This window comes from Massilia sp. CT11-108, from assembly GCF_047302915.1.
Lineage (GTDB): Bacteria > Pseudomonadota > Gammaproteobacteria > Burkholderiales > Burkholderiaceae_D > Telluria > Telluria orientalis.
Genome location: NZ_JBKYMO010000078.1, coordinates 1 through 16,680, shown reverse-complemented (window position 1 = coordinate 16,680; position 16,680 = coordinate 1). Strand labels below are relative to the sequence as shown.

Below are 16,680 nucleotides of genomic sequence, written 5' to 3'. Positions count from 1 at the left end.
GCCCGCGCTCGTGCCGACCGCGGCGCCGGGCTTGGACGAAGAGACCGCGCCGGCCGCGCAGAAACTCGCGCAGGACGGCGGCACCGGCGGCTTTACGGCCGACGGGCGCGAATACGTCATCCGTACGGGCCCGGGCCGGCACACGCCCACGCCGTGGGTCAACGTGCTGGCGAGCCCGATGTTCGGCACGGTGATCTCGGAAAGCGGCCAGGCGTACAGCTGGAACCAGAATGCCCATGAATTCCGCCTGACACCGTGGGACGATGACCTCGTGGCCGGCCGCGGCGGCGAAGTGTTTTATCTGCGCGACGAGCAGACGGGCGTGTTCTGGTCGCCGACGGCGCTGCCGGCACCCTCCGGCGCCGACTACGTCATGCGCCACGGCTTCGGCTACAGCGTGTTCGAACACGCGGCGCACGGCATCCACAGCGAGCTGCTGACGTATGTGGCGCTGGACGCGCCGCTGAAACACATCGTGCTCAAGCTGCGCAACGACGGGACCACGGCGCGGCGCCTGTCCGTCACGGGTTACGTGGAGTGGGTGCTGGGCGAGCTGCGCGCGGACGCAGCGCCGCACGTGGTGACGGAGCAGGATCCCGTCAGCGGCGCGCTGTTTGCCCGGAGTGCGTGGAACGGGGATTTCGCGGGCCGCGTCGCGTTCTTCCACCTCGATGCCGAGCACGTGGCGTTTACCTGCGACCGCGCGGAATTCATCGGCCGCGACGGCAGTCTCGCCAATCCGGCCGCGCTCGGGCGCACGACCTTGTCCGGCCGCGGCGGCGCCGCGCTCGATCCGTGCGCGGCGCTGCAGACCGTCGTCGACCTGGCGCCGGGAGAAGAACAGGAACTCGTGTTCATGCTGGGCGTGGGCGGGCGCCGCAACCTGGACGCCACCGGCATGGTCCAGCGCCACAGCGGTGCCGTGACCGCCGCCGCCGACCTGGCGCGCGTGCGCGACTTCTGGGACGACACGCTGGGCGCCGTCCGCATCGAGACGCCGGAACCGGCGTTCGACGTTCTCGTCAACGGCTGGCTGATGGTGCAGGCGATCGCGTGCCGCATGTGGGCGCGCACGAGCCATGACCAGTCGGTCGGCGCGTACCGTTTCGGCGACCAGCTGCAGGATGCGATGGCGGCCGTGCACGTGCGTCCGGAACTGCTGCGCGACCACATCCTGCTGTTCGCCGGCCATCAGTTCGTCGAAGGCGACGTGCAGCACTGGTGGCATCCGCCGACGGGCCGCGGCGAGCGCACGCGCTGCACGGACGACGCCCTGTGGTTGCCGCTCGCGGTGCACCGCTATGTGGGCGTGACGGGCGACTACGCGCTGCTGGACGAGATCGCGCCGTTCATCGAAGGCCGCGCGCTCAGGCAGGACGAGGCGGCGTATTGCGACCTGCCCGAGCGTTCGCAGGAACAGGCCAGCATCTACGAACACTGCGTGCGCGCGCTGCGCCGTGCCCTCGTGTTCGGGCCGCACGGGCTGCCGCCGGGCGCGGGTGGCGTTGGTGAGAGCGTCCGGCTCGGGTTCTTCCTGTACGACGTGCTGTGCCGCTTCGCGGAACTCGCCGACCGCCGCGGCGACTACGGCTTCTGCACGACGTGCCGCAGCGCAGCCCAGGTCCTCGCGCACAACCTCGACGGCAACGCGTGGGACGGCGCCTGGTACCGGCGCGCGTATGGCGACGACAGCGCCAGCGGCATCGATGCGGCCACGCAAAGCTGGGCCGTGCTGTCCGGCGCGGCCGACCCGGACCGCGCGCGCATCGCGATGGAGGCGGTGGACGCGCATCTCGTGCGCGACGACGGCGGCGCCCAGGACACGCAGGCGGCGATCTGGGCGGCGATGGCGTTCGCGCACCTCGGCGACACCGAGCGCGCGTGGGCACTGGCGCGCATGCTCGTTCCGGCCGAGCACACGGCGCCGTACGTGATGACGGCAAGCTGGTACGCGGGTTCGGCCGGCTGGATGTATCGGTTGATCGTCGAATCGTTGCTCGGGGTGACGCGAGCCGGCGAATCCTTGACCTTGATGCCACGCCTGCCCGCCAACTGGGAAGGCTTCCGTCTACACTACCGCTACCGCGGCAGCCAGTACACGATCGCCGTGCGGCGCGCGGACGAGCCGCTGCTCCACGTGGACGGGGTGGCGCAGCAGGGCAATACGATCGCGCTGGTGGACGACGGCCGGACGCACGAGGTGGAACTGCACGTGGCTTCCCGCCACGACGACATGCAAATGGATAAACCCTTAAATTTTGTCAATAAGTTAATGTCTAACTGACAATTTTATGAGTTGCGGATCAAGGCCGACATGCATGCAATTGCAAAAATTGCATCATGAAAACCTCGATCCCCACTCTCTCCCTGGTGCTGGCCGCGGCCGGCGTGTTCAACCCTTGGTTTGGCTCTGCGTCGGCCGCGACGCTCGACCATAACGAGTTCGATGCGACCCTGCTCGCGCCGTACCGCGGCGACGTCCGCGATGCGCGCTCGTTCACCTTGTCGTTCAACTATCCTGGCCTGCACGCGCGTCGTCCCGTGAGATGGCGCCTGGAACTCGTCGCGCCGTCCGGCCGCCGCGTCGCCCAATGGCAGGGGCGGCTCGCGCTGGGCGGTACGCCGCCGGGTGCACAGTCGCGTGTCGTGGCCGTGCGCTGGCAGGGCATGCTCGCCGGCCGTAAGCCCGCATCCGGCATCTACCGCGTGCGCCTGCATGCCGCCAGCGGCAGCGAGACGGCCGACCAGGGCTGGGACATCGCCGTCGGCACCGTGCCGGCGCCCGCGCTGCCCGCGTTCTCTCCGCTGCCGACGGGACGCGCACCCATGATGGCCATGCCGGCGCCGGGCGCGCTGCCGTACACGGTCTATTACGGCAACCTGCACAGCCAGACGCGCGACAGCGACGGCGGCGGCGCCGTCGACAACTGCCACGGCGCGCAGGACCCGCAGACGGCGCCCTACGGTCCGGATGTCGCCTACCCGTATGCGCGCAGGCACGGCCTGGACATCCTGATGGTCTCGGAGCACAACCACATGTACGACGGCTCGGACGGCACGAACCTCGATGCCGATCCCGCGCAAGCGAAGGCGCTGTACCACGCCGGCCTGAAGACGGCGCGCGATTATTCGGATGCGAATCCGGGCTTCCTCGCGCTGTACGGCATGGAATGGGGCGTGATCGGCAACGGCGGTCACCTGAACATCTTCGACAGCGACGAACTGCTCGGCTGGGAAAAGAACGGGAAGGGCGAGCTGCTTGCGGACACTCCAACGGCCAAGAGCGACTACGCTGCGCTGTACGCCCTGATGCGCCAGCGCGGCCTGACCGGCCAGTTCAACCATCCCGCGCCGACCGGCCAGTTCACCGTGAACGGCACGCCGCTCGCCTACACGCCCGACGGCGACGCCGTGATGGCCTTGTGCGAAGTGGTCAACAGCACCGCGTTTTCCGTCAGCGAGAACGAGGGCGAGACGCGGCGCAGCAATTTCGAGCAGGCCTGCAACAAGCTGCTGGAAGCGGGTTACCACGTGGCGTTCAGCAGCAACCAGGACAACCACTGCGCCAACTGGGGCGCGTCGTACAGCAACCGCAGCGCCGTGCTGATCCCGGACGGCGTGCCGCTGACGCGCGCCAGCTTCCTCGAGGCCGTGCGCGCGCGCCGCGTGTTCGCGACGATGGACAAGGATGCGCAGGTGGTCCTCACCGCGAACGGCCACCTGATGGGCGAGCGCTTCGACAATACGGGTGCGCTGCGGCTGCAGGTCGCCTACGCCAGCGCGGCGGGACGGCAGGCCGCGACGGTGGCGATCATCGAAGGCGTCCCGGGACGCAACGGCGACGTGAGCCAGCTGTCCGACAAGGCCGACGTCACGACGGCGCCTTCGCCGGGCGCGCATTTCTATTATGCGAAGGTGACGCAGGACGACGGCAAGATCCTGTGGTCGGCCCCGGTCTGGGTGACGCAGCAGCCCTAGAAGCCCAGGCTGCGTCCCGCGCCGAACAGGGTGGCGATGCCCAGCACGGCGAAGATCAGCGCCGCCAGGCCGTGCACCAGCTTGAGAGGCACACGTCCGGCGATCCGGTCGCCGAAGTACACGGCCGGCACGTTCGCGAGCATCATGCCGAGCGTCGTGCCGGCGACCACCGCCACGGCGGACGAGTAGCGCGCCGCCAGGGCGACGGTCGCGACCTGCGTCTTGTCGCCCATCTCGGCGACGAAGAACGCGAGCACGGTGGTCAAAAAAACGCCGAAGCGCGCCAGCGGCGTCTCGTCCTCGTCCACCTTGTCCGGCACCATGATCCAGGCGGCCATGCCGAGGAAGACGATGCCCAGCACCCAGCGCATGACGTCGGGGCCGAGCAGGCGGCTCACGAGCGCGCCGACGGCGGCGGCGAAGGCGTGGTTGGCGACGGTCGCGACGAAGATGCCGGCCACGATGGGCAGCGGACGGCGGAAGCGTGCGGCGAGGAGGAAGGCCAGCAACTGCGTCTTGTCGCCGATTTCGGCGAGGGCGACGATGCCGGTGGAAACGAGGAAGGCATCCATGGAAAGGCGGATCATAGCAGAGGTGTGGCGCCGACGCGAACATGCTATCCTGCCCCGCGCTTCCACCATCCGAGGAATCCAAGAGTGCAATCCATGACCCGCATCGCAGCAGCGATCCTGCTCGCTTTCTCCGGCGCCGCACTGGCGCAGACACCCGCCACCGCCCCCGCCGCATCTGTCATTACGCAGGATGCCTCAGCCCTGAACGCCCGGCTGGCCACCGACGTCGAACGCACGATGAAGCTGTTCGACGTGCCCGGCATCGCGATCGCCATCGTCAAGGACGGCAAGGTCGTCGCCACGCAGGGCTTCGGCGTGCGCAAGCTGGGCGCGCCGGACAAGGTCGATGCGAAGACGCTGTTCGAAGTCGCGTCGAACTCGAAGGCCTTCACGGCGGCCGCGCTGGCGATGCTCGTCGACGAAGGCAAGCTCGCGTGGGACGATCCGGTCACGCAGCACCTGCCGGACTTCCAGATGTACGACGCGTACGTCACGCACGAGATGACGGTGCGCGACCTGCTCACGCACCGCAGCGGCCTGGGGCTCGGCGCCGGCGACCTGCTGTGGTGGCCCACGACGAATTTCTCGACCGACGAGATCATCCACAAGCTGCGCTTCATCCGCCCCGCCACGAGCTTCCGTAGCAGCTATGCGTACGACAACCTGCTGTACATCGTGGCCGGCAAGATCATCGCGGCCAAGTCAGGCAAGACGTGGGGCGAGACGATCCACGAGCGCATCCTCGCGCCGGTCGGCATGGTCTCCACGACGACGAGCCTCGCGGAAAGCGCGGGCAATCCGGACGTGGCGAATGCCCACAGCAAGATCAACGACAGGATCGCGGCCGTGAAGGCGATGCCGGTGCCGAACGCCGTGGGCGCCGTCGGCATCAATACGAATGCCGAGGACATCGCGCGCTGGATGAACGTGCTGCTGGCGGGCGGCAAGGTGGGCACGGACGCGAACGGGAAGGAAATCCGCCTGTACAGCGCGAAGCAGGCGCGCGAGATGTGGACGGCGCAGACGCCGATGCGCATCAGCGAGCCCGATCCCAAGCTGGCCGCCACGCGCCCGAACTTCCTCGCGTATGGCCTCGGCTTCCAGCTGCGCGACTGGCAGGGCAGGCTGGTCGCGATGCACAGCGGCGCGCTGCAGGGCTTTTATTCGAAGGTGGTGCTCGTGCCGGATGCGAAGCTGGGCATCGCCATCCTGACCAATGCGGAAAGCGGCGGTTCGCTGAACGCGCTGCAGTACCAGCTGCTCGACCGCATGCTGAACCCGGCCGCGGCGACCGACTGGATCGGCATCGTGAAAGCCGTCGAGGACGAGAACCACGCGAAGGAACTGGCGCGCATAGGCAAGGCGAACGCCGCGCGCGCGGCGAAGTCGCAACCGTCGCTGGCGCGCACGGCGTACGACGGCGAGTACCAGGATCCTTGGTACGGCATCGCGACAATCCGGCACGAGGGCAACCGGCAGATCCTGACGATGTCGCGCACGCCGGACCTGACGGGCGAACTGGAACACTACCAGCACGACACGTTCATCGTGCGCTGGAAGGAGCGCAACTTCAATGCGGATGCGTACGTCACGTTCGCACTGAACCCGGACGGAAGCATCGAGCGGATGCGGATGCAGCCCATCTCGACGGAGACGGATTTCAGCTATGACTTCCAGGACCTGAACTTCACGCCGGTCAAAAAGACCGCGCCATAAAACGTCGTCCGCGCGGCTCGCATCGTCATCCCCGCGCAGGCGGGGATCCAAGTTCATTTGAGCGGCCACGCACGCAAAATTGGGCCCCTGCCTTCGCAGGGGCGACGGTTTTTACGTCACAGGTTATATCGCCGGCACCGGCGAGTACCCTGAAATCGCCCGATACTTCCCATTCCCGTACCGAAGCACCTGCTTCTGGTCGATCGCCGCCGGCGGCCCCGCATACGACTCCGCGCGGCTGATCGCCCCCTGGTAGCGGATGGTCAGGTCGCCCGGCCGCTCATGCGTCGCGTCGATGCTCCAGCTGCTCTCGATCGCATAGCAGTCGTGCGTGTCCGGCGCACCGCCGTCGTCGCGTGCGATGGGGTCCTGCGCGTGCGGCTTCACGAGCGGAGCCAGGCGGCGCTGGCAATCCGCCGCGCTGTCGACGTTGATGCCGGACAGTGCCAGCTCCACGGCCGGCTCGCGCCGGACGGCGTCGCGGCCCACTTCGTACACGGCGAGCCAGGTGCCGCAGTAACCCTGCCAGCAACTGCCGTATTCCACCGCGATGGCCGGGCGCCGGAAAAGCCGCGCAGCGCGAAGATGCCCTGGCGTCCACTCACGCCCCACGTGCCGCCATGCTGTTCGAACTGGTAAGCAGCCAGTGCCAGCGGCGTCGCGTGGACGGCGCTGGAGCGGCCGTCGTCCCCGGCCGGCACGAGGCCCGCGATGAGGGTCAGGTGTGTGGGGTCCGTGCGCAGCACCAGTTTCGGTTCGACGAGTACGCGGTTCTGCCCCACGTTCCAGCCGGCGTAGATGCCGTGCCCGGTGCCGGGAAGCGGCGGCAAGGCCGCGCTGTGCACGCGGCCGGCCGCGCTCTCGCTCCAGCCGGGAAAGGCCAGCGCGGCCAGCTGGGCCGGCGTGGGTAACGGTTGTGCGGCCGCGGCCAGGCAGGGCACGCAGGCGGACAGCACGGCCGCGCCCAATGCGGCGCGGCGTAACGAAAATGCAGACGCCATCAATTCTTCTTGCCGTTCCAGACGTCCAGCATGTCTTGCGAGCCTTGCGAGCGGATGCCGTTGTCCTGCAGGACGCCCTCGGTGGCGTCGACCAGCGCCTGGCGCGGCAGGACCATCGTCTCGCCCAGGCGCTGGTCGAAGCGCAGCACGACGAGGTCGTCCTTCAGGTCGCGCAGCACGGCCACCAAATGGCGCAGGCTGCGTACCGGAACGCCGTTGATCGACTCGACGACGGAGCCGAAGCGGTTGCTGTAGCCCGTCACGAGCTTGTGCGGGAAGAACGGCGAGCTGATGACGACGAGTTCTTCGCGCTGCGCGTCCGGCTCGTCGCCGCGGCGCGTGACAAGCGGGCTGGCGTTGAAGCTGTAGGCGTTCAGCAGGTGCGCGTTGTTGCTGATGAAGGACAGGTATTCGGCCGTGGCGCGCGAGAACACGATCGGGCCGTACACGAAGTACGACGGATAGTCGCCGTCCAGCGGGGGAATCAGCAGGGGACGCGGGCCGTTCACCGGCACCTGCACCTGCATGGTCTTGCCGCCGCGGACGATGGTCAGCGGTACCTTGCCGTTCTTCGCGACCTGCTGCACGCGGTACTGGAAGCGCACGCGCAGGTTGGGCCCGAGCCTGACCATGCCCTGATCGTCGATGGGGTAGTCGCCGATGCGCGTGATGACGTCCCATTCCTTCAGCGGATACGCGGCATCGCTGCGGTACGGGCGGTGCACGACGACGCCGTCGACCGACTTGTCCAGCTTGAGGTACTGGCGCAGGACCGGATTCTCCAGCGTCTGGATATCGTCCAGCAGCAGCGGCTTGCCGTCGTAGCGGCCGTCGGCCACGTCGCGCAGGAACAGTTCCACTTCCTCGTTCGGGATCACGTAGCCGATGTTCTGGGCATTCGCCGCCACCGAGAACGCGAGACCGACCATCTTGTCGCCGTCGATCACCGGACCGCCGCTGTTGCCGGGGTTGATGGGCGCGTCGATCTGCACGCGCAGGCCTGCGCTGCCGTAGCCGTAGGGGACGAATTCGACGCGCGAGACGATGCCCTTGGTGACGGACAGCGACGTGCCGCCCATCGGATAGCCATAGGCCATCACGGCTTCGCGCACGTCCGGCAGGACGCTCGTGCGCTTGACCGGGTGGTGCTTGTCGAAGAACGATTCGTCGTCCAGTTTCAGCAGCGCGAGGTCCATGCCGCGCGCGATGGCCACGACGGTGGCGCCGACCTTGTCGCCGTCCTGGCTCGCCTGCACCTGCACCTGGCTGGCGTAGCCGACGACGTGGGCGTTGGTGAGGATCCGCTTGCCCTCGATGACCACGCCCGATCCCGTGATCTCTTGCGGCGTGGCCTTGGTCCAGGGCTTGAACGGGTCCGGGCGGCGCAGGGTGCTGAAGATCTTGACGACCGAGTTCTCGACGGCAGGCGATACGGGCAGTACTGCGGTCGACGGTGCGGTCGGCGGGGCGGTGGCCAAGCTGACTTCCTGGGCCTGGAGCGTGCAGCTGGCCAGCGCGATTGCGGCGGCCGCCGCAAGGCGAACGATCTTCATGGAATCCCTGTTTTGGTGTGCAAATGTGACATGCAAACGTTGCCGTCGCAATATACACGGTGCGTAACTGTAAAAATGCACGAATTCTCACGCGTAACCATTCAGTAATCTCGTGTTGTATCCAGGCGTAATGACGCATGCATATGCGAGGTGTCCGGCCCACCTGTCGCGGACACCGGGCGGACAGTCGCGGACACCGAAAAACGCCGGAACGCGTGCAAATCCGCCGCCTGCCACGTGGCATGAACATTGCCTATTCAAAACGTCAACTTGCTGCTAAGGTGCATCGGCTTCACGACCCCGCAGTAAAAAAAGGAGCGGCCCGCAATCCGGGCCGCTGACCAAAAAGAAGTGTGTGATTTCAGGAGAACCCATGGAACGCCGTACCTTCCTTAAAATCGGTGCCGGGACCGCCGGTGCCATGCTGGTACCCGTCTTCGGCAACGCCATCGCCGCCGAGGAGCTGCTCACCGCGATGCCCATCGCGGCCAAGAAGGCGCTGGCCGACACCGCGCTGAACGCCGCCACCAGGGCCGGCGCGAGCTATTGCGACGTGCGCATCGGCCGCTATCTCAACCAGTACATCATCACCCGCGACCTGAACGTCGAGAACGTGACGAACACGGAATCGGCCGGCGTCGGCGTGCGCGTGGTGGTCAACGGCGCGTACGGCTTCGCCGCCACCAACGACATGACCCCGGACGGCATCGCGGGCGCGGCGCGCCAGGCGGTGGCGATCGCCAAGGCGAACGCGAAGCTGCAGTCCGAGCCGGTGCGTCTCGCACCGGTCAAGGGCGTGGGCGAGGTGTCGTGGGCGACCCCGATCGTCAAGGACTGGCGCGCGGTGCCGATCAAGGAAAAGGCCGAACTGCTGATCGCGGCGAACAAGGCGGGCATGGATGCCGGCGCGAGCTTCATGCAGTCGATGCTGTTCCAGGTGAACCAGCAGAAGTACTTCGCATCGACCGACGGTTCGTACATCGACCAGGACCTGCAGCGCCTGTGGGCGCCGTTCTCCGCCACCGCGGTGGACAAGGGCAGCGGCAAGTTCCGTTCGCGCAGCGGCCTGTCGACGCCGGTCGGCATGGGCTACGAATACCTGGACGCCCGCAAGGAAGACAAGATCAAGGCGGCGGGCGGCGTCGCCACGCTGTACACGAAATCGTACGACATCGTCGAGGACGCGCGCGCCGCGGGCCGCGACGCCAAGCGCAAGCTGACCGCGAAGTCGGTCACGCCAGGTAAATATGACCTGATGCTGTCGCCGGAACACCTGTACCTGACGATCCACGAATCCGTCGGCCACCCGACCGAGCTCGATCGCGTGCTGGGCTACGAGGCGAACTACGCCGGCACCAGCTTCGCCACGCTGGATAAATGGGAGTCGAAGTCGTTCAAGTACGGCTCGCCGCTGGTGAACATCGTCGCCGACAAGACGACCCCGGGCTCGCTGGGCAACGTGGGCTACGACGACGAAGGCGTCAAGGCCAAGCGCTGGGACCTCATCAAGGACGGCATCCTCGTCAGCTACCAGGCCACGCGCGACCAGGCGCACATCATCGGCAAGGAAGAATCGGACGGCTGCTCGTACGCGGACAGCTGGAGCAACGTGCAGTTCCAGCGCATGCCGAACGTCTCGCTGCAGGCCGGGAAGAAGAAGCTCACGCCGGACGAGATGGTCAAGGACATCAAGAAGGGCATCTACATCGTGGGCGACGGTTCGTTCTCGATCGACCAGCAGCGTTACAACTTCCAGTTCGGCGGCCAGCTGTTCTACGAGATCAACAACGGCAAGATCGGCCAGATGCTGGAAGACGTGGCGTACCAGTCGAACACGCAGGACTTCTGGAATGCGTGCACGGCGATCTGCGACGAACGCGATTGGCGCATGGGCGGCTCCTTCTTCGACGGCAAGGGCCAGCCTCCGCAGATCAGCATCGTGTCGCACGGGTCGTCGACCGCGCGCTTCAACGGCATCAACGTCATCAACACCGCCCGCAAGATCGGCTAAGGCAGGGACCTACGACCATGACCATCCTGACCCAGGAACAGACCAAACACATCACCGACCGCGTCCTCTCGTTCTCGAAGGCCGACGAATGCATCGTCACCGTGAGCGGCAGCCGCAACGGCAACATCCGCTTCGCGCGCAACCAGGTCTCCACCGCCGGCCTCGCGGACGACACCAACATCTCGGTGACGGTCGCTTTCGGCAAGCGCCAGGGCACCGCGACCATCAACGAATTCGACGACAAGTCGCTGGAAAAAGTCGTGCGCCGCGCCGAGGACCTCGCGCGCCTGGCGCCGGAGAATCCGGAATTCATGCCGGCCGTGTCGAAGCAGGACTACAAGGCGTCGCAGACCTTCAGCGCGAAGACGGCCGCCATCGATCCGGAATTCCGCGCGCAGACCGCGGCGTACGCGATCGAAGCCTGCAAGAAGAACAAGCTCGTCGCCGCCGGCTTCTTCACGGACGGTAACCAGTTCTCCAGCGTGGCCAACTCGAACGGTGTGTACGGCCACCAGCAGCAGACGAGCCTCGATTTCACCTGCACCGTGCGCACGGAAGACGGCCGCGGCTCCGGCTGGGTCAAGCGCTCGGCCACCGACGCGAACAGGTTCGACGCGCGCGAGGCGGCCGACGTCGCGATCGAGAAGGCGCTGCGCTCCGTCGACGCGAAGGCGCTGGAACCGGGCCGCTACACCGTGATCCTGGAACCGGCCGCCACGTCCGAGCTGCTCGGCTACATGCTGTTCGGCTTCGATGCGCGCCAGACCGACGAAGGCCGCAGCTTCCTGTCGAAGAAGGGCGGCGCCTCGCGCCTGGGCGACAAGCTGTTCGACCAGCAGGTCAACATCTGGGCCGACCCGTGGAACCCGGATGTGCCGGTGCTGCCGTGGGACACCGAGAACCTCATCGCGCGCAAGCGCATGGACCTGATCAAGGACGGCAAGGTCAATGCGCTGAACTACTCGCAGTACTGGGCCAAGAAGAAGGGCGTGCCGGCGACGGCCACGCCGGGCAACATCATCATGGCCGGCACGGACAAGTCGACGGCGGAGCTGATCGCCAACACGAAGAAGGGCGTGCTCGTGACCCGCACGTGGTACATCCGCATGGTCGACCCGCAATCGGTGCTGCTGACGGGCCTCACGCGCGACGGCACGTTCTACATCGAGAACGGCAAGATCAAGTACCCGATCAAGAACTTCCGCTTCAACGAGAGCCCGGTCACGATGCTCAACAATATCGAGGAGATCGGCAAGCCGGTCGTCATCGGTGGCGACGAGGTGCCGTTCCAGATGCTGATTCCGCCGATGAAGGTCCGCGACTTCAACTTCACGTCGCTGTCGGACGCGGTTTGATGTGTTGGGCGGGCACGCCGTGCCCGCCCTGCGCAATGGAGAAACAATGGAACGCCGTACCTTCCTCAAAATCGGTGCCGGCACGGCCGGCGCCATGCTGGTCCCCGTGTTCGGCAACGCGATCGCCGCCGAGGAACTGCTCAATCCCCTCGCGTTGAGCTTCAAGAAGTCGCTGGCCGATACCGCGATGGACGCCGCGAAAAAAGCGGGCGCCTCGTACTGCGACGTGCGCATCGGCCGCTACCTGAACCAGTACATCACCACGCGCGACCTGAACGTCGAGAGCGTGACGAATACCGAATCGACGGGCATCGGCGTACGCGTGATCGCCGCCGGCGCCTACGGCTTCGCCGCCACGAATTCCCTGACCCCGGATGCCGTCGCCGGCGCCGCGAGACAAGCCGTGGCCATCGCGAAGGCCAACGCGAAGCTGCAGACGGAACCCGTGCAGCTCGCACCCGTGAAAGGTGTGGGCGAAGTCGCGTGGGCCACGCCGATCAAAACAGACTGGCGCACGGTCCCCGTGAAGGACAAGGCCGACCTGCTGATCGCCGCGAACAAGGCGGGCCTCGCGGCCGGCGCCAGCTTCATGACGGCGAACCTGTTCCAGGTGAACCAGCAGAAGTATTTTGCATCGACCGACGGCTCGTACATCGACCAGGACATCCACCGCCTGTGGGCGCCGATCAACGCGACCGCGGTCGACAAGGCGACGGGAAAATTCCGCTCGCGCGCGGGCCTGGCGCCGCCGGTCGGCATGGGCTACGAGTGGTTCGACGTGAAGGCGGCGCACAAGGTGCGCGCGGCCGGCGGCGTGGCCACGCTGTACAACGGCGGCTACGACATCGTCGAGGAAGCGAAGAACGCGGGCCGCCAGGCGCGCGAAAAGCTCACGGCGAAGAGCGTGGACCCGGGCAAGTACGACCTCGTGCTGGCGCCGGAAAACCTGTTCCTGACGATCCACGAATCCGTCGGCCACCCGACGGAGCTGGACCGCGTGCTGGGCTACGAAGCGAATTACGCCGGCACGAGCTTCTGCACGCTGGACAAGTGGGAGTCGCGCAACTTCAATTTCGGCTCGAAGATCGTCAACTTCACGGGCGACAAGACGGCGCCGGGTTCGCTGGGCGCCGTGGCTTACGACGACGAAGGCGTGCCCGCGAAGCGCTGGGACATCATCAAGGACGGCATCCTCGTCAACTACCAGGCCACGCGCGACCAGGCGCACATCATCGGCGAAAAGGAATCGCACGGTTGCTCGTACGCGGACAGCTGGAGCAACGTGCAGTTCCAGCGCATGCCGAACGTGTCGCTCGTCCCCGGTACGCAGAAGATGACCCCGGACGAGATGGTCAAGGACGTCAAGAAGGGCATCTACATCCTCGGCCGCGGCTCCTACTCGATCGACCAGCAGCGCTACAACTTCCAGTTCGGCGGCCAGCTGTACTTCGAGATCAAGGACGGCAAGATCGGCCAGATGCTGGAAGACGTGGCGTACCAGTCGAACACGCAGGACTTCTGGAATGCGTGCACGGCGATCTGCGATGAACGCGACTGGCGCATGAGCGGCTCCTTCTTCGACGGCAAGGGCCAGCCGAGCCAGGTCAGCGCCGTCTCGCACGGCACGTCGACGGCGCGCTTCAACGGCATCAACGTGATCAACACGGGCCGCAGGATCGGCTGAAGAGAATGGCGACGTACGACTTCTACTTCACGCGGCTGACGTACGAGTCGGGCGACTGGGACGTGGACCAGCGCATGCCCAGCAACGTCCTGAACTCGCTCGTCGAGTACACGACATTGCGGGTGGATACCGCCGAGCGCATCGTCGCCCTGGCGGATCCGAAGATGCTCGAAGCGCCGTTCTGCTACCTGGCCGGACACAAGCTCGTGCAGTTCACGCCGGCCGAGCGGCGCAACTTCGAGCGCTACGTGAAGGGCGGCGGCTTCGTGTTCGTGGACGACTGCAACCACGACATCGACGGCCTGTTCGCCAAATCCTTCGAGGCCGAGATGGCGCGCATCTTCGGCCCGAAGGCGCTGCACAAGATCCCGAATGATCACCGCCTGTATTCCAGCTTCTTCCACTTCGACGGTCCGCCCAACACGTCGGTGGAGCTGAACGGCTGGGGCGACGATCTCGTGCACGAATACCTGCGCGCCATCGAGGTGGGTGGCCGCATCGGCGTGCTGTATTCGAACAAGGACTACGGCTGCGAGTGGGACTACGACTTCCGCAACAAGCGCTGGCTCGCGGTCGACAACACCCGCTTCGCGGTGAACATCATTCAATATGCGTTAGGAGCGTAGCAAGTGGCTGAAGCTGCATGGACTGAGAACGAGATCGCCGACCTGGCGGCAAAGGTGGACGCGCTCAAGGCGAGCATGGGCCGCGTGATCATCGGCCAGCGCGACGTGATCGACCTGCTGGTGACGTGCCTGCTGGGCGGCGGCCATGCGCTCGTCGAGGGCGTGCCGGGCCTCGGCAAGACGCTGCTCGTGAAATCGCTGGCGCAGGCGACCGACATGCAGTTCCGGCGCGTGCAGTTCACGCCCGACCTGATGCCGTCCGATATCGTCGGCACCGAGATCCTGGAAGAAGACCAGGCCACGCGCCAGCGCGTGTTCCGCTTCCAGCCGGGCCCCGTGTTCACGCAGGTGCTGCTCGCCGACGAGATCAACCGCGCGCCGCCGAAGACGCAATCCGCGCTGCTGGAAGCGATGCAGGAACGCAGCGTGACGTTCGCCGGCCAGACCCACAAGCTGCCGAAACCGTTCTTCGTGCTCGCGACGCAAAACCCGATCGAACAGGCCGGCACGTATCCGCTGCCGGAAGCGCAGCTCGACCGCTTCCTGCTGCGCATCGACGTCGGCTACCCGACCGAAGATGAAGAGATGATGATGGTCGGCGCGACGACGCACGCCGGCCTGGCAGATGCCGACCCCGCGATGGACCTGGAGACGCTGCTGCGCCTGCAGTTGCTCGTGCGCGACATCGAGATCTCGGAGTCGATGCTGCGCTACGCGACGCGCCTCGTGCGCGCCACGCGCCCGGCGGATTCGCCCGTCGAAGCGATCCGCAAGCACATCGGCTGGGGTGCCGGCCCGCGCGCCGGCCAGGCCCTCGTACTGGCATCGAAGGCGCGCGCGCTGATGCGTGGCCGCCTCGCCGTCACGCGCGACGATATCGGCGCCATGCTGCTGCCCGTACTGGCGCACCGCGTGCTGCGCAACTTCGAGGCCGAGGCGGACGGCATCGCCATCGCGGACATTCTCGCCGCGCTGCACGCCGGCATCCGGACCGAGTAAAACGTGCTGTCTTCATCGTCGCTGATCGCACACGCGGCCAACCTCGACCTTGTGGTGCGCCACGTGCTGGCGGGGCTCGGCCACGGCATCCACGCCGGCCGTGAACGGGGCGCTGGTGTCGAGTTCTCGGAATACCGGGCCTATGCGCCCGGCGACGAGTGGCGCCGCGTCGACTGGAAACTCCTCGCGCGCGCCGATCGATATTATGTGCGCGAGGCCGAGCGCGACAGCCACGTCGCCGTCTGGCTCGTGCTGGATGCGACCGCGTCGATGGCGGAACCCAGCCGCAGCATCGAAGGGCTCACGAAACTGCAGTATGCGCGCGTGCTGCTCGCGTGCGTGGCCGCCATCGCGCAGCGCCAGGGCGATGCGTTCGGCCTTATCGTGTGCCGCGGCGAGCGCGCCGACTTCACGCCGGGCGCGCGGGAAAAATGCAGGCTGGCGCGCTGCTCCGGCTGCGCCGCATGCGCCACGACGTGCGCGCCCTGTGCCTGCACACGCAGGCCGAGGTGGATGCCGCGTTCGACGCGACACCGGCTTACCGCGACCCCGAGCACGGCGGCGCCGTCTACCGCTTCGGCCGTGACGTGAAGGAAGCGTACGTTCGCAACCGCACGGCGCACTTCGACGAGGTGGTGCGCGCGTGCCGCAAGAACGACGTGCCGCTGGTCCAGGCGCGCATCGAGCAGGCGCCGGGTGACGTCCTGCGTGCGTGGTTACGGAGGGCGCAGGCCGCATGAACGGAATGAGCTTGTGGTGGTGGGCGCTGCCCGTCGTGCTGCTGCCCATCCTGTGGCACCGCCAGAAACGCGAACAGGCGAAGACGGCCTTCCTTGCCTCGGCACGCTTCCTGCCGGCGGCGGAACCGAAACAGCAGCGCGTGTGGCACTGGCACGACGTGATCCTGTTACTGCTGCGCTGCCTGCTGCTGGTGACCCTGATCGCGCTGCTGGCCGACCTCGTGCTGGCGTGGCGCGGGGACACGGTGCTGGTCGTGCCGGGGACGCCGCCGGCGGTCGTCGACAAGGAGGCTGGGCAGCGCATCACCTTGCCCGATCGCGACGCGGTGACGTGGCTGCACGCGCACGAGCGCGAATTCGAACCGGGTGCGCGCCTGGTCGTCGCCGGCGACGCCGTCATGCCCGCCGTGCTGCCGCGCTTCCGTCACGCCGTCGAGTTGCGCAC

15 protein-coding genes are annotated in these 16,680 nt (G+C 66.9%); 11 read left to right on the top strand and 4 right to left on the bottom strand.

Translation table 11 applies throughout. The features are described from left to right. Both ACEN88_RS09410 and ACEN88_RS09405 read left to right on the top strand, forming a co-directional pair. A partial coding sequence (locus tag ACEN88_RS09410; protein WP_413339032.1) for a GH36-type glycosyl hydrolase domain-containing protein occupies nucleotides 1-2,284 on the top strand: 2,284 nt, incomplete at its 5' end. Between the two features lie 56 nt (nucleotides 2,285-2,340). After that, nucleotides 2,341-3,978 carry a CehA/McbA family metallohydrolase gene (locus ACEN88_RS09405; RefSeq protein WP_413339031.1) on the top strand — a complete coding sequence of 546 codons (1,638 nt, stop codon included), beginning with the start codon at nucleotides 2,341-2,343 and terminating at the stop codon, nucleotides 3,976-3,978. Here ACEN88_RS09405 and ACEN88_RS09400 read toward each other — a convergent pair. Beyond that, entirely contained in the window at nucleotides 3,975-4,550 is a 576-nt protein-coding gene (locus tag ACEN88_RS09400; RefSeq protein WP_413339035.1) for a TMEM165/GDT1 family protein, read from the bottom strand. The genes ACEN88_RS09405 and ACEN88_RS09400 overlap by 4 nt on opposite strands. 93 nt (nucleotides 4,551-4,643) lie before the next feature. Between ACEN88_RS09400 and ACEN88_RS09395 the strand changes: the two genes are divergently transcribed. Further along, entirely contained in the window at nucleotides 4,644-6,266 is a 1,623-nt protein-coding gene (locus ACEN88_RS09395; protein WP_413339029.1) for a serine hydrolase, read from the top strand. A gap of 123 nt (nucleotides 6,267-6,389) precedes the next feature. Here ACEN88_RS09395 and ACEN88_RS09390 read toward each other — a convergent pair whose 3' ends face one another. The 3 genes from ACEN88_RS09390 to ACEN88_RS09380 are packed head-to-tail and all read right to left on the bottom strand — an operon-like array spanning nucleotide 6,390 to nucleotide 8,820. After that, nucleotides 6,390-6,653 carry a hypothetical protein gene (locus tag ACEN88_RS09390; RefSeq protein ID WP_413339027.1) on the bottom strand — a complete coding sequence of 88 codons (264 nt, stop codon included), beginning with the start codon at nucleotides 6,651-6,653 and terminating at the stop codon, nucleotides 6,390-6,392. Then, nucleotides 6,650-7,267 (bottom strand): hypothetical protein, encoded by a 618-nt coding sequence (locus ACEN88_RS09385; RefSeq protein WP_413339026.1) that lies wholly within the window; start codon nucleotides 7,265-7,267, stop codon nucleotides 6,650-6,652. Before ACEN88_RS09385 ends, ACEN88_RS09390 begins: the two co-directional genes overlap by 4 nt. Continuing rightward, entirely contained in the window at nucleotides 7,267-8,820 is a 1,554-nt protein-coding gene (locus ACEN88_RS09380; RefSeq protein WP_413339024.1) for a trypsin-like peptidase domain-containing protein, read from the bottom strand. The genes ACEN88_RS09385 and ACEN88_RS09380 overlap by 1 nt, the downstream gene beginning before the upstream one ends. Nucleotides 8,821-9,193: 373 nt before the next feature. Between ACEN88_RS09380 and ACEN88_RS09375 the strand changes: the two genes are divergently transcribed. The 8 genes from ACEN88_RS09375 to ACEN88_RS09340 form a co-directional block, all read left to right on the top strand. Beyond that, complete coding sequence (locus ACEN88_RS09375; RefSeq protein WP_413339023.1) at nucleotides 9,194-10,831, top strand: TldD/PmbA family protein; 1,638 nt, start codon at nucleotides 9,194-9,196, stop codon at nucleotides 10,829-10,831. Nucleotides 10,832-10,848: 17 nt separating this feature from the next. Continuing rightward, the gene (locus ACEN88_RS09370; protein ID WP_258853648.1) at nucleotides 10,849-12,186 is read left to right on the top strand and encodes a TldD/PmbA family protein; all 1,338 of its coding nucleotides are present in this window, start codon (nucleotides 10,849-10,851) and stop codon (nucleotides 12,184-12,186) included. Between the two features lie 46 nt (nucleotides 12,187-12,232). Then, complete coding sequence (locus tag ACEN88_RS09365) at nucleotides 12,233-13,870, top strand: TldD/PmbA family protein (protein WP_413339022.1); 1,638 nt, start codon at nucleotides 12,233-12,235, stop codon at nucleotides 13,868-13,870. A gap of 5 nt (nucleotides 13,871-13,875) precedes the next feature. Then, nucleotides 13,876-14,496, top strand: a complete 621-nt coding sequence (locus ACEN88_RS09360) for a DUF4159 domain-containing protein (protein WP_413339020.1) — start codon at nucleotides 13,876-13,878, stop codon at nucleotides 14,494-14,496. Nucleotides 14,497-14,571: 75 nt separating this feature from the next. Further along, a complete protein-coding gene (locus ACEN88_RS09355) occupies nucleotides 14,572-15,495 on the top strand; it encodes an AAA family ATPase (RefSeq protein ID WP_413339033.1) in 924 nt (307 codons plus the stop codon). A 3-nt stretch (nucleotides 15,496-15,498) separates the two neighbouring features. Then, entirely contained in the window at nucleotides 15,499-16,086 is a 588-nt protein-coding gene (locus ACEN88_RS09350) for a DUF58 domain-containing protein (protein WP_413339018.1), read from the top strand. Continuing rightward, nucleotides 16,083-16,235 (top strand): hypothetical protein, encoded by a 153-nt coding sequence (locus tag ACEN88_RS09345; protein WP_413339016.1) that lies wholly within the window; start codon nucleotides 16,083-16,085, stop codon nucleotides 16,233-16,235. Before ACEN88_RS09350 ends, ACEN88_RS09345 begins: the two co-directional genes overlap by 4 nt. Further along, the coding region (locus ACEN88_RS09340; protein ID WP_413339014.1) for a BatA domain-containing protein at nucleotides 16,232-16,680 on the top strand (449 nt) is incomplete at its 3' end. The genes ACEN88_RS09345 and ACEN88_RS09340, both read left to right, overlap by 4 nt.